This window comes from Streptosporangium sp. NPDC087985 (assembly GCF_044741965.1).
In the GTDB taxonomy this organism is placed as follows: Bacteria; Actinomycetota; Actinomycetes; order Streptosporangiales; family Streptosporangiaceae; genus Streptosporangium.
Map to the genome: position 1 here is coordinate 156,641 of NZ_JBIUTQ010000006.1, position 13,929 is coordinate 170,569.

Sequence of the window (13,929 nt, forward strand, 5' to 3'; positions counted from 1 at the left end):
CGCCTGGCGGCTCGGAGTCCGCATTCGCGGACACTCTGTGCTTACTGATTCGCTCGCTGCGCTCGTTCATGCGATCTCCTCGCCTGGCGGCTCGGAGTCCGCATTCGCGGACGCTCCGGACACTCCCGGGAGGCCACGTAGGGAGGCGTCCAGGACCTGGGCGATGTGCGCGACGGGGAGCGCCTTGGCGCCCCGGCGGCGGATGGCCGAGGTGATCTGCATGGTGCAGCCGGGATTGGCCGAGACCAGCAGGTCGGCGCCGGTGGCCAGCACCCGTTCCGCCTTGCGGTCTCCGAGGTCGCGGGCGGCCTCGGGCTGGAACAGGTTGTAGGTTCCCGCGGAACCGCAGCAGATGGCTGACTCGGAGATCTCCCTTACCTCCAGATCGGGGATGGCGGCGAGCAGGTGACGAGGCTGGGATCGGATCCCCTGCGCGTGGGCCAGGTGGCAGGCGTCATGGTAGGCCACCGTGAGCGGTAGCGGATACCGCTCGGCCGCCGGGCCGAGTTCGACGAGATACTCCGCCAGGTCGACAGTCCGGATCGCCCGTGCCCTGTCCGCCCACTCGCCCTGGAGGATCTCGGCGTACTCCTTCATGGTCGATCCGCACCCCGCCGCGTTGACCACCACCGTGTCCACGCCCGCCCGTTCGAAGGTGGCGATCGTCCGCCTGGCGAACCGTTCGGCCTGCCCCTGCTGCCCGGAGTGCAGCGACAACGCCCCGCAGCAGCCCTGCGAGGGCGGGATCACCACCTCGCACCCCTCCATCGCGAGCACCCGGGCCGTGGCCGTGTTGACCTGCGGGAAGAACTCGCCCTGCACGCACCCGGTGAGCATCCCGACGGTGGCCCTGCGCCTGCCCCTGGCCTCGACCCTGCGCGGCAGCCGCACCCTCGCCGGGACCGGGGGAGCGAGGTCGGCCATCGCCGCCATCGACGGGTTGACCCGCTCCAGCCTCGGTGCGATCCTCCGCCGCAGTCCGGCACTGAGCCGCAGCGGCAGCCGCATCGCCCGCAGGCGCCGGGGATAGGGGAAGAGCTGGAAGACCATGGCCCGCAACGCCCGGTCAGCCGGCTCCCTCACGTGCGTCCGCTCCACCTCGGCCCGCGTCTGCTCGATCAGCCGGTCGTAGCGGACCCCGGAGGGACAGGCCGTCACGCACGCCATGCATCCCAGGCACGCGTCGAAGTGGCCGGCCATCTCGGGGGTCAGGGGTGTGCCTTCGACATGCTGTTTCATCAGGTGGATCCGGCCGCGGGGGGAGTCCATCTCCTCGCCCCACAGGACGTACGTCGGGCACGTGGGCAGGCAGAAGCCGCAGTGCACGCAGTCATTGATCAGCTCGGGGTCCATTCAGATCCCTCCCACGGACCGGCCGGGGGACATCCTCCGGCCGGGGTCGAACCGCTCCTTGATCCGCCGCATCAGCGGCAGCGCGCCGGTCGGCCCCCAGCGGTCGACCCGGCCCGTGAACTCCTGCGGAGCGGCGAGCACGGTCAGCCTGCCGTCGAGATGGCCGAGGTCGGCACGGAGACGGGAGACGGTCTCGGCGAGGACCGCTCCGCCCACGTCGGAGGGCAGGGCGATCTGCAGGACCGCGACCGCCACCGATCCGCGCACGTGCGCGGGTAGTCCCCGGGCCGCTACCGCCCGCAGCGCGCCGTCCATGCGGGACGGCGGGACGTGTAGCTCCAACAGTACGTCCTGGCCGGGAGGCGCCCCCCACCAGCCGGGCGGTCCGGTGGTGATCCGCGGTGTCCCGTGCCCGTCCACCAGGGTGCGTACGGCCCGCGCCCGGGCATCGGCCGCCGTCCCCTCGACCAGGACGGAGATGGCGGGCCCGCCCCGGATGTCCGGCCAGTCCACTTCGATCGCGCTCGGCTCGGCCTGGGACGCCGCGAGCGCGGCGACGAGCGCCCCCAGGCCCGGTGGGACGTCCGATGGTCCGGTGGTGAGAGTGCCGGGGTCCGGCCGGACGTCCGGACGTCCGGCGGCTACGGACTCGGGGGGCGGTAGTTCGGTGGTGATCCAGCGGCGGTCGGCCGGGATGGGGTGGAGGCGGAAGGTGGCCTCGGTGATGACGCCGAGCGTGCCGTAGGAGCCGGTGAACAGCTTGCCGAGGTCGTAGCCCGCGACGTTCTTGACGACCTTGCCGCCGGACCTGGCGACCGTGCCGTCCGCCAGCACGACCGTGATGCCGATCAGCAGGTCGCGGGCCGTGCCGTACCGGAACCTGCGGGGGCCGGCGAGCGCGGTGGCGAGCGTGCCGCCGACGGTGGCGCCGTCGAGAGGGGCGTCGAGGGAGAGCTCCTGGCCCTCGGCGGCCAGGGTCTCGGCGAGCGCCTCCATGGTCACGCCCGCCTGAACGCGGACGACCAGGTCGCCGGAGGCGTGCTCCAGCACCTGGTTCAGACAGCAGGTGTCGATCAGCAGGTCGCAGCGCTCGGGCGGGTTGCCCCAGTGCAGTTTCGTGGCGCCGCCGACCGAGGTCACGGCGAGATCGTTTCCGGCTGAGACCCGCAGCAGCGCGGCGACCTCATCGGTCGTCTCGGGCAGTGCCACCCAGCGGGGCGGGACTCCGGCCACGGTGTCGTCGGGGGTCGCCTCCCGGATCGTCACTCCCGTCTCGCGCAGCGCGTCCGCCAGGGGTTCTCCACCCGTCTCGTGCGGCGCGTCCATCAGAACTGTTCCGCCTGTCCTGACTCGACCAGGGGGTGCACACCCTTGCGCACTCCCGGTACCTCGCCGCACAGGCGCGGCGTGGGGAAGATCTTGCCCGGGTTCGAGAGACCGCGGGGGTCGAAGGCACAGCGCACCAGTTGCATGGTGTCGAGATCCTCATCCGAGAACATTTTCGGCATATACCTGGACTTATCAACACCTACGCCGTGCTCGCCGGTGATGGACCCGCCGTGCTCGATGCAGAGGTCGAGAATCCTCCCCGAGACCAGCTCCGCCCGCTCGCCCGCGCCGGTCTCCGCGTCGTCGAACAGCACCAGCGGATGCAGGTTGCCGTCTCCGGCGTGGAAGACGTTGGCCACCCGGATGCCGTACTCCTTCGACAGCAGGTCGATCCTCGCCAGCACCTCGGGCAGCGCGGTCCTGGGGACGACCCCGTCCTGCACGATGTAGGCGGGGCTGATCCGGCCCACCGCGGCGAAGGCGGACTTGCGGCCCTTCCAGATCGCGGCGCGTTCCGCCGGGTCGGCGGCGATCCGCAGCTCGAACGCGCCGTTCTCCCGGCAGATCCGGGTCACCACGTCGAACTGGTGGGTGACCTCCGCCTCCGGGCCGTCCAGTTCCACGATGAGCACCGCTCCGGCCCCCTCGGGGTAGGCGCAGGCCACGGCCGCCTCGGCCGCCTCGATCGCCAGGGCGTCCATCATCTCGATCGCGGCGGGCACGATGCCGCCGCCGATGATCGCCGACACCGCCTGGCCACCCTGCTCGATGCCGTCGAACGCCGCGAGCAGGGTCGTCACGGTCTCCGGTGCCCGCGTCAGCCGTACGGTGACCTTGGTGGTGATGCCGAGCGTGCCCTCCGAGCCGATGAACGCGCCCAGCAGGTCGTATCCGGGGTCGGTGTCCGACAGTTCGACAATGTCGCCGTCGGGGGTGACGATCTCCAGGGCGAGCACGTGGTTCACCGTGAACCCGTACTTCAGGCAGTGTGCGCCACCCGAGTTCTCCGCCACGTTGCCGCCGATCGTGCAGACCTGCTGGCTGGACGGGTCGGGCGCGTAGTAGTAACCCAGGTCGCGCACCGCCTCGGTGATCGCCAGGTTGGTGACCCCCGGTTCCACCACGGCGCGCCGGTCCGCCACGTCGACGGAGAGAATCCGCCGCATCCTGGAGGTGACGATCAGCACCCCGTCGGTCCGGGGCAGCGCCCCGCCGGACAGCCCCGTCCCCGCGCCCCTGGCCACGAACGGCACGCCGTACTCGTTGCAGATCTTTACCACGGCCGCGATCTGCTCGGCGGTCTCCGGCAGCACGACGACGCCGGGGGTGGCCCGATGATGGGTCAGCCCGTCGCACTCGTAGGTGCGGAGCCGTACCGGATCGGTGATCACCGCCCCGTCGCCGAGCATCTCCTGGAAGCGCCGGGCCGGTCCGTCGAGTGTGCTCGCCCCCATCGTCCCTCCTTCCATCCGCGCGGGGCTCGGTGGCTTCCTTACTAGGGCATGCGCGCGTAGGCGGGAAGGGTCAGGAACTCCGCGAAGTCGTCGTCGAGGGCGACCTCCTTGAACAGGGCGGTCGCCTGGGCGTAGAGGTCCTCGTCGTATCCCGGCTCGGTCTTGATCTTGGCGAGTTCCTCGTCGATGATCCGCTCGACGAGCTCCTTCGTGACGACGGTTCCGGTGTCGGCGAGCTCGATGTCGTTGTGGATCCACTGCCAGATCTGGGAGCGGGAGATCTCGGCGGTGGCGGCGTCCTCCATCAGGTTGTGGATCGCCACCGCGCCCAGGCCGCCCATCCAGGCGGCGAGGTAGCGCAGCGCCACGTCCACGTTGTTGCGCAGGCCCGCCTCGGTGATGTCGCCTGGCGTCTTGGAGACCGCCAGCAGGTCGGCGGCGGAGACGGATACGTCCTCGCGCAGGCGGTCGAGCTGGTTCGGCCGCGTCCCCAGGACGCCGTCGAAGACCTCGCGGCAGATCGGGACCAGGTCGGGGTGGGCCACCCAGGAACCGTCGAAGCCGTCGCCGGACTCGCGGGTCTTGTCGGCGGTGACCTTCTCCAGAGCGAACTTGTTGATCTCGGGGTCGCGACGGGAGGGGATGAACGCGGCCATGCCGCCGATGGCGTGGGCGCCGCGCTTGTGACAGGTGCGGACCAGGAGCTCGGTGTAGGCGCGCATGAACGGGGCGGTCATGGTCACCGCGTTACGCTCGGGCAGCAGGAACTCCCGGCCCCGGGTGCGGAACTTCTTGATCACGCTGAACAGGTAGTCCCAGCGGCCGGCGTTGAGACCGGCGGAGTGCTCGCGGAGTTCGTAGAGGATCTCCTCCATCTCGAATGCGGCCGGGTAGGTCTCGATCAGGACGGTCGCGCGGATCGTGCCCCGTGAGATGCCGAGCAGGTCCTGGGCCATGACGAAGACGTCGTTCCAGAGGCGGGCCTCCAGGTGGGACTCCATCTTCGGCAGATAGAAGTAGGGGCCCTTGCCCTTGGCGATCTGCCGGGCCGCGCAGTGGAAGAAGTAAAGGCCGAAGTCGACGAGCGAGGCGGAGAACGGGGCACCGTCGAGGGTGAGGTGCTTCTCCTCCAGGTGCCAGCCGCGCGGGCGGACCACGATGGTGGCGAGCTCGTCGTCGTGCTTGAGCGCGTAGCGCTTCTCTCCGGCCGAGAAGTCGATGGTCCGGTCCAGCGCGTTCCGTAGGTTGAGCTGACCGTTGATGGTGTTTTCCCAGGTAGGGGCGTTGGCGTCTTCGAAGTCGGCCAGCCAGACCTTGGCGCCGGAGTTCAGCGCGTTGATCGTCATCTTCCGGTCGACCGGGCCGGTGATCTCCACCCGGCGGTCCGTCAGGGCGGGCGCGGGCGAGGCGACCCGCCACTCGGACTCGCGCACATGCCTGGTTTCGGGCAGGAAGTCGAGGGTGCCGCCGGCCGACAGCTCCGCCTGACGTGTCTGGCGGGCCTTCAGCAGCTCAAGGCGCCGGGCGCCGAACTCGCGCTGGAGGGTGGCCACGAAGGCCAGCGCCTCCGGCGTGAGGATCTCGTCGAACCGATCATGCGAGGGGCCGGTGATCTCAACGCCGTCCATGTGCTTCCTTTCCACATCATGGAAAACTAATTCTGAATTGTGGAATTGACGCTACTGGACGGTCACCGGCCGGTCAAAGACCGGGGTACCCCTCAGGGCGGAGTCGGGGAGTTCCCCGATGAATCGGACGCTCTGCTCGGTCACAGTGGGATCGACTCCCGCTGCGGGGGAGCCGGGAACCGGCCGGGAGCGGGGAGCTTCCCGGCCACCGCCGAGCACGCCACCGGATCGCGCACACCGCGCCGTGTCCCTCCCCCCGGACCAGAATCCGGGGTTCCCTCACCGGAAGGATCGAGATGAAGAAGAACGTGATCGTCGCGGGGGCGCTCCTCGGCGCGGCCCTCGTGCTCTCCGGTTGCCGGATCGACGTCGACTTCGGCCACCGGCAGCAGGCCGTCGCCTCCTATGACGTCCCCGGCGAGCTGACGGCCCTGGACGTTCACACCGGCTCCGGCGACGTGGTGGTCAACGAGTCGGACAGGTCCGGAGTCCGGGTGACCGAGACGCTCCACTGGAGCGGGGACAAGAACGACAGGCCCAGAACCGAGCATCCCGTGGACGGCGGCACGCTAACGCTGCGTCAGGACTGCTCCAACTGCGCGGTCGACTACCGGGTTGAGATCCCCAAGGGCCTCAAGGCCACGCTGGAGACCGACTCGGGCAACATCACGCTGCGCACGCTGACCGGGGAGGTGAACGCCACAGCAGGCTCCGGCGACATCGCAGCCAGTGGCCTGGGCGCCAAGCGGCTTGTCGCCGGCACCGGCTCCGGCGACGTCAAATTGACGTTCGCGGTCGTACCGGACCACGTCGAGGTCGAGACCGGCTCGGGCGACGCCACGGTACGGCTGCCGAAGGCCGGCTACAACGTGACGGCCGAGACCGGATCGGGCGACAGGACCGTCAGGGTCACCAACGACCCGTCCTCCTCCAGCACTGTCTCGGTGCGGACCGGCTCGGGTAACGCCAAGGTCCTGCCCTCCTGAGTCGCCGCGGGAGAACGGTCCGGTGGCACGCCGGTCGGGGAGCCGCACCGCCCCGGCCCGGAGAGCCGATGCCTCCTGCCAGGTCGAAACGGTCGATAACCAGATGAGACGCGGGCGTTCCCGTGGCACCATCGGAGGGAAGAGACCCGAGGGGTTCAGGCGTTTGACTCTTCAGAGAGGACGCACATGAATCACGCACCTGAATGGAGCAACGACATAGACACTCGTGAGCCGCTGGACATTGACCGGTTCGACGATCTGCCCGAGATCGGTGAGATGGATCTGGCCGAGCGCCAGGCACTGCGCCGCGTCGCGGGGCTCTCCACGGAGCTCGAGGACGTCACCGAGGTCGAATACCGCCAGCTGCGACTTGAGCGGGTCGTTCTGGTGGGCGTCTGGACCTCGGGCACGGCGATCGACGCCGAGAACTCACTCCTGGAGCTGAAGCTCCTCGCCGAGACCGCCGGTTCGGAGGTGCTGGAAGGCGTGATCCAGCGCCGCCAGAAACCCGACACGGCCACCTACATCGGTTCGGGCAAGGCCCAGGAGCTCGCCGACATCGTCTCCGCCACCGGCGCCGACACCGTCGTGTGCGACGGTGAGCTGAGCCCCGGCCAGCTCCGTCAGCTCGAAGAGGTCGTCAAGGTGAAGGTCATCGACCGGACCATGCTGATCCTCGACATCTTCGCCCAGCATGCGAAGAGCCGGGAGGGAAAGGCGCAGGTGGAGCTCGCTCAGCTCAACTACCTGCTGCCGCGCCTGCGTGGCTGGGGCGGCAACCTGTCCCGGCAGGTCGGCGGGCGTGCCGCGGCCGGCGTCGGTATCGGCGGCCGCGGTCCCGGTGAGACCAAGATCGAGCTGGACCGCCGCCGGATCCGCGAGCGGATGGCCAAGCTGCGCCGTCAGATCGCCGGGATGACCATCTCTCGCGAGACCAAGCGGTCGCGGCGGCTGGAGCGCGAGGTTCCGGCCGTGGCCATCGCCGGTTACACCAACGCCGGCAAGTCCTCGCTGCTGAACAGGCTGACCGGGGCCGGCGTGCTGGTCGAGGACGCCTTGTTCGCCACGCTGGACCCGACCGTCCGCAGGGCGCACACGCCGGACGGCCGGCTGTTCACCCTGGCCGACACCGTCGGATTCGTCCGGCACCTGCCGCACCAGCTCGTCGAGGCCTTCCGCTCCACGCTGGAGGAGGTCGGCGACGCCGACCTGATCCTGCACGTGGTCGACGGCTCGCACCCCGACCCGGAGTCACAGCTCGCCGCCGTGCGAGAGGTGGTCTCCGACATCGAGGGCGCCCGCAACATTCCGGAGATCGTGGTCATCAACAAGGCCGACGTCGCCGACCCGGTGGTGCTGGCCCAGCTGATCGCGCGAGAGAAGTACACCGTCGTGGTCTCGGCCCGCACCGGTGCCGGGATGGACGAGCTGATGGCCGTCATCGAGCGCGAACTGCCCCGCTTCGACCAGGAGGTCAGATTGCTCGTGCCGTACCAGCGCGGTGACCTGATCTCCCGGGCGCACAAGGAGGGCGAGGTCCTCGGGGTCGAGCACACCGAGGAGGGCACGATCCTGCACGCCAGAGTCCTGCCCAGCCTCTTCGCCGAACTGGAGAAGACCGCCAAGCCGGTCGAGACCGTCTGACAGCGGTCAGCGCGGCCACGCCCCGCCGTACCACGCTCCTCGTCCAGAGGACGGTACGGCGGGGCGTGGCCTTTCCGGCCTCGGGCCGGACGGGTCGCCCTGATTTCAGGCTAGATAGGTTGCGCGTCTCGTTTCAATGAGATGGCTTGCTGTGGGAGGAGTTAATGGGCTGCACTGATGATAGGAGGAAATAGTACAAAAGCCTCAAAAGTGACAGTGGTCGGCCAGAGTTTGGATTGCTACCATAAGGCAAATCTGCCGAGATGTTAGGGTGCAAGTTGTCTCGGAGACCGCTGTCGCGGGCGGGAAAGAAGCGCTTTGAGCTGCGTAAACATGTTCAGGGCCAGATGTGACCGTCAAGCCGGTGCGCCGGATGTGGTTAAGGCGAAGCGGCGTTCTTCCCAATTAGCCTGTACAGCGAGCTCACTTGTGAAATAACGTAACTGAACTGAAATCGCCTGATCATGATCCCGGCGATACTGTCGCCGCACCACGAACATGCGGATGAGAGCAGGAGACCCCCCAATGTCGTCCGGACTCACAGCGGACCCGGTGGGCATGGAGCCCGGCAACGGCTGGGCTCGTCCCTCGTGCCCGGAAGTGGTCTCCCTCCCGATGTCTTCCCCTGCGCACAAGGCGGTGATGCGATGACAGTCCGCCTTCTGACCAACATCGGCCGGCTCTGGACCGGCAATGACGTGTGCAGCAACGCTGCGATCCTGGTTCACAACGACCGGATCGCCTGGGTCGGCCGTGCCGCCGACCTGCCGCAGAGCGTGCCCGGCGTGGTGGACGACATCGTCGATGTCGACCACGTCGAGAACCTGGGCGGCGCGCTGGTCACACCTGGTCTGATCGACGCCCACACCCACCCGGTCTACGCGGGTAACCGCTACGCCGAGATGGCGATGCGCTCCAGTGGTTCCACCCCGTCGGCGATCACCGCGGCCGGCGGTGGCATCGGCTCCACGGTCACGGTGACCCGGGGTACCGACCCGTGGACCCTGTGCAACGGCGTCCGCGAGCGCCTGCGGGACTGGCTGCTCAACGGCACCACCACCGTGGAGGCCAAGACCGGCTACCACCTCACCCGCGACGGCGAACTGGCCGACGTGCGGCTCCTGCGGGAGCTCGAAAAAGAGCCGATGATGCCGCGCGTGCACGTCACCTTCATGGCCGCGCACGTCGTCCCGCCGGAATACTTCGGCCGCCAGCGCGACTACGTCGAAGCCGTGGGTGCCTGGTGCGCCGACGCGGCCGCGGCCGGAGCGGACAGTGTCGACGTCTACTGCGACGAGGGCCACTTCACCACCGACGAGGCCCGCTGGGTGCTCGCCTCCGGTCGCAACGTCGGGCTGCTGCCACGCGTGCACGCCGGCGCCTACAGCCGCCGCGGTGCCGTGCAGCTCGCCGCCGAGCTCGGCTGTGCCTCCGCTGACCTGCTCCACCACACCTCCGACGAGGACATCGCGACCCTGGCCCGCTACGGCGTCCCCGCCGTGGTCTGCCCGGGAACCGCCCTCCAGCGTGGCAGCCTGCCCCCGGTCCGCCGCATGATGGCCCAGGGCGTCACGATGGCCCTCGGCAGCGACCACAACCCCGGTCACTGCGGGATCACCTCGATGTCCCTGGTCATCAGCCTTGCCGTGGCCGCCTTCGGCATGAGCGTCGGTGACGCGCTCCGTGCCGCCACCCTCGGCGGAGCCACCGTCCTCGGGGTTCCCGACCGCGGCGTCCTCGCACCTGGCCGACTGGCCGACATCGTCCAGTGGGACGCCGACCACGAGGGCGCCTTCGCCTGGTCCTTCGGTCTCAAGCCCCGCCGGGTCTGGCGTGGCGGCACTCCCGTCCAGTAAACCTCCCGTCCTGAGACGCCGATCTTCCGGCGTGCGGTGTCCACAGCTCCGCCGCACGCTCGGCAGGTTGTCCACAGAGCCGGATTCGGCCAAGGACCGCTCGGTGAGGTCGCCGTAGCGTCCTGGGCGTGCGGACCACAGACCAGGCCACCGAGCGATTCCGAGCCGAGTCCCGGCTGCGGGTACTGACGGCGTTCGACGCTTCCGAGCGCGCGCCTCTGCCGCCGCTCCCACGACGCCCGGCCCACCGAGTCCGTTCCGTCCACTCGGACGGCTCCATCCCCTCCGATGGCCTCGCCGGGTCCGATGGCTGGGCCGGCCCGGATGACGCGGCCTGTTCTGGCGGCTCCACCCGTCCGGACGGCTCGGCGCGCTCCGACGGTCCCGCCGCCGAGATGCGCTCCGCGCCCGTTCCGCCCTCCTTCGAAGCCCTCCGCAGGGTCGTCGCCGCCCAGGGCGCCGTGCTCGCTCCCGGCCGCCCAGGGCTGCGCCTGCTCCTCCTCATCGCCTTGATCGCGGCCGTCGCCGGTGGCGTCTATGCCTGGCGATCCCAGCCGGAGCCCGAACCCCTCGCCCCACCCCGGCCCGTCTCCGGCTCTCCCCTTCCCGAACGGGCCGGTCCCCCGCAGCCCGGTTCCCCGCGGTCCGACGCCGTCATCGAGGTCACCGTCCACGTCACTGGCAAGGTCCGCCGTCCCGGGGTGATCACTCTGCCCGCCGGTTCCCGGGTCACCGACGCGGTCCGAGCCGCCGGGGGCCTCCGTAAAGGGGGCGCCGCCGGCACCCTCAACCTCGCCCGCAAGCTCGTCGACGGCGAGCAGATCGTCGTGGGCGCCACCGGGCCCGCCGCCGCGGCACCCGTCGCGGCCGATCCTGTCGCGGCCGACCCCACAGGGGTCGTCCTCGACCTCAACACCGCCACCCCGCAGCAGCTCGAACAGCTGCCGGGCGTCGGCCAGGTGCTCGCCCGCCGCATCGTGGAATACCGCGACAGTCACGGTGGCTTCCGCACCGTCGAGCAACTCCGCGAGGTCAGTGGCATCGGCGATCGGAAGTACGCCGACATGAAGGACAGGGTCCGCGTGTGATACGGCACCCCCAGGGCCCGGGACCACCGGAACGGCAGGGACCGTACGGTCTCTCGGCCCTGCGCGCGCACACCCTCCACCTCGTCCTGCCGGCCCTCGCCTCCTGGGCGACGGCCCTCCTTCTGCTGGGCTGTCCGGTCTCGGCGGGCGCCACGGCGGCCGGGGCCGCGGCATCGGGTGCGCTTCTCGTGGCCGTGACGGTCCCCCCCGAAGGGATCGCCGGATGGCGGAACGTGGTGATCGCGGTGCTGGGATGCGTGGCGGCCGTCGCAGCGACGGTGGCCTTCCAGGTGCACGCGGTCAGTACGGGGCCGGTGGCCGAGCTGGTGGAGAAACACGCTTCCGCGGTGGTGGAGGCGGTGGTGACGGATGATCCCCGGGAGCTGGCGCAGCGCGGAGGGCAGCACCGGAGGGAGGGGTTCGTGGTGCCCGCACGGGTCGAGTCGGTCGAGGCGGGACAGGGCAGGGTGATGGTGCGGGTCCCGGTGGTGTTGCTCGCCTCGGGTGAGGAGTGGCGGTCGCTGCTCCCCAGCCAGCGGATCGCCGTCCAGGGGCGGTTCGGCCCGGCCGACTCCGGCGAGCTGCTCGCGGCGGTGATGCTGGTACGGGGGCCACCGCGAGTCCTGAGCGGGCCTTCGTGGGTGCAGAGCGCGGCCGAGACGCTCCGGTCGGGGCTGCGGGAGGCCGCTGGAGTGTTGCCACCGCCCCAGCGCGGTCTGCTGCCGGGCCTCGTGGTCGGCGATGTCTCCCGGATGGACAGGCAGGTACAAGACGACTTCAAGGAGGCCGGGCTCAGCCATCTCACCGCGGTCTCCGGGGCCAACCTGGCGATCATGGCGGGAGCGGCGGTCGCGTTGGCCCGGACCGCGGGGCTGCCTCTCGCGGGCCGGGCGGTGCTGGCGGTGTTCGCGATGCTCGCCTTCACGATCGTCGCCCGTCCGTCGCCCAGCGTGCTCCGCGCTCTTCTCATGGGCACCGTCGCAGCCGTGGCGCTCGGCACGGGCCGCTCGCGTGACGGTGTCGCGGCCCTGTCGGCGACCGTCCTGGGGCTGATCCTCTTCGAACCCGTCCTCGCCAGGTCCTACGGCTTCGCCCTGTCGGTCTGCGCGACCGGCGGCATCCTGGTCCTCGCACCCCGCTGGCGGGACCGGCTCGGGACGCGGATGCCCCGCTGGGCCGCCGAGGCGATCGCCGTGCCCGCGGCGGCCCAGGCAGCCGTCACCCCGGTGCTGGTCCTGATGTCCGGCCAGCTCGCACCGGTGGCGATCCCGGCCAACCTGCTGGCGGGTCCCGCTGTGGCACCCGCCACCCTGATCGGCTCCGTCGTGGCGCTGGTCGCGCCCCTGCATATGGGGCTCGCCCGGTTACTGGTGCGCCCGGCGGGCCTCGCCGCTGGATGGATCATCACGGTGGCCGAACACGCCGCCGGGCTCCCCCTGGGGGTGATTCCATGGCCGGGCGGCGTCATCGGGCTGATCGCGTTGGCCGTCGCAGCCCCGGCCGTGATCCTGGCACTGCGCCGCCGGTGGACGCGGCGGCTCGTCCTGGCGGTGGCGGCCGGTGTGATCGTCGCCGTCGCCGTGGCCGGGCCGATCGTGACTCGCTGGCCGCCCCGGGGCTGGCTGCTGGTCGCGTGTGACGTCGGCCAGGGAGACGCGCTGCTGGTCGCGGCAGGGCCGGGCCGAGCCGTGGTGGTGGACGCAGGGCCCGACCCGGTGCTGATGGACCGGTGCCTGCGGTCCATGGGGATCCGGGAGGTGCCACTGGTCGTCCTCACCCATCCGCACCTCGACCATGTCGGCGGACTGGACGGGGTCTTCCGGGAGCGCGAGGTGGGAGCGGTGGTGGTCACCCCGCACAGGGTCGCGGAGCGGGAGAGCGACAGGCTGAGCGGCGAGCTCGCCCGTCGCCGGATCGTCGAGTGGGTGGCGCGGCCAGGTGCGAGCTGGCGGTTCGGCCCTTCCGAGCTCACGATCATCGGTCCGTCGGCCGAGACGCCCCCGGCGGGGAGAGGAGGTGAAGGGGCGGTCGTCAACAACGCCAGCGTCGTGCTGCACGTGCGCTGGGCGGTGGGGACGGCGCTGCTCAGCGGAGACATCGAGACCGAGGCCCAGGCGGAACTACTGCGGCGGGGTTTCCCGCCGGTCGACATCCTTAAAGTCCCGCATCACGGATCAGCAGGGCACGATCCGGCCTTCTTCGCGGCGGCCGGGGCCCGCGCCGCGCTGATCAGTGTCGGGGCCGGCAATGACTACGGCCATCCCGCCCCGTTGACCCTGGCCCGGCTGAACATGCTCGGCGTGCGAGTTCACCGGACAGACCTGTCGGGAGACCTCGCCGTGGTGGCCCGAGAAGGAGGCCTGGCCGTCATCGCCCGAGGGCCTTCCGACCGGGGGAGGGGCCTTCAACGCCATCGAGGGGATGCATCCCCCGTTGAGGCAGACGCCACCCCAGTACCGTTCCCCGACGACCGTGACGGCGGGCGAGATCGGTCAGGCCGATGACGACGTGGTGATCGGGAGCGGCCGGCTGATCCGCTCCGGCGGCCGAGGAGCGGTGGCCCAGTGGACGCGTGAGTCACCGGCACGTGG

Annotated in this window: 9 protein-coding genes; 5 read left to right on the forward strand and 4 right to left on the reverse strand. The window is 70.5% G+C overall.

The window, feature by feature from the left end:
- Nucleotides 1-66: 66 nt before the first annotated feature.
- From ACIN94_RS15445 to aceB, 4 genes are read right to left on the reverse strand one after another with little or no spacing between them, the layout of a single operon-like run.
- Nucleotides 67-1,353: a (Fe-S)-binding protein gene (locus tag ACIN94_RS15445; RefSeq protein ID WP_400705483.1), complete on the reverse strand. Its 1,287-nt coding sequence runs from the start codon at nucleotides 1,351-1,353 to the stop codon at nucleotides 67-69.
- Nucleotides 1,354-2,679 (reverse strand): FAD-binding oxidoreductase, encoded by a 1,326-nt coding sequence (locus tag ACIN94_RS15450; RefSeq protein ID WP_400705486.1) that lies wholly within the window; start codon nucleotides 2,677-2,679, stop codon nucleotides 1,354-1,356. It lies immediately after the preceding gene.
- Complete coding sequence (locus ACIN94_RS15455) at nucleotides 2,679-4,136, reverse strand: FAD-binding oxidoreductase (protein WP_400705489.1); 1,458 nt, start codon at nucleotides 4,134-4,136, stop codon at nucleotides 2,679-2,681. The genes ACIN94_RS15450 and ACIN94_RS15455 overlap by 1 nt, the downstream gene beginning before the upstream one ends.
- Nucleotides 4,137-4,177: 41 nt before the next feature.
- Nucleotides 4,178-5,764 carry a malate synthase A gene (gene aceB / locus ACIN94_RS15460; RefSeq protein WP_400705492.1) on the reverse strand — a complete coding sequence of 529 codons (1,587 nt, stop codon included), beginning with the start codon at nucleotides 5,762-5,764 and terminating at the stop codon, nucleotides 4,178-4,180.
- A 296-nt stretch (nucleotides 5,765-6,060) separates the two neighbouring features.
- Here aceB and ACIN94_RS15465 point away from each other — a divergent pair, with 296 nt between their 5' ends.
- The 5 genes from ACIN94_RS15465 (at nucleotide 6,061) to ACIN94_RS15485 (ending at nucleotide 13,842) form a co-directional block, all read left to right on the forward strand.
- Complete coding sequence (locus ACIN94_RS15465) at nucleotides 6,061-6,750, forward strand: DUF4097 family beta strand repeat-containing protein (RefSeq protein WP_400705495.1); 690 nt, start codon at nucleotides 6,061-6,063, stop codon at nucleotides 6,748-6,750.
- Nucleotides 6,751-6,936: 186 nt separating this feature from the next.
- On the forward strand, nucleotides 6,937-8,394 hold the full coding sequence (hflX, locus tag ACIN94_RS15470; protein ID WP_400705498.1) for a GTPase HflX: 1,458 nt from the start codon (nucleotides 6,937-6,939) through the stop codon (nucleotides 8,392-8,394).
- A gap of 647 nt (nucleotides 8,395-9,041) precedes the next feature.
- Nucleotides 9,042-10,250, forward strand: a complete 1,209-nt coding sequence (gene hutI, locus ACIN94_RS15475) for an imidazolonepropionase (protein WP_400705501.1) — start codon at nucleotides 9,042-9,044, stop codon at nucleotides 10,248-10,250.
- 128 nt (nucleotides 10,251-10,378) lie between these two features.
- Nucleotides 10,379-11,338 (forward strand): helix-hairpin-helix domain-containing protein, encoded by a 960-nt coding sequence (locus ACIN94_RS15480; protein WP_400705504.1) that lies wholly within the window; start codon nucleotides 10,379-10,381, stop codon nucleotides 11,336-11,338.
- Nucleotides 11,335-13,842 carry a ComEC/Rec2 family competence protein gene (locus ACIN94_RS15485; RefSeq protein ID WP_400705507.1) on the forward strand — a complete coding sequence of 836 codons (2,508 nt, stop codon included), beginning with the start codon at nucleotides 11,335-11,337 and terminating at the stop codon, nucleotides 13,840-13,842. Before ACIN94_RS15480 ends, ACIN94_RS15485 begins: the two co-directional genes overlap by 4 nt.
- Nucleotides 13,843-13,929 lie beyond the last annotated feature (87 nt).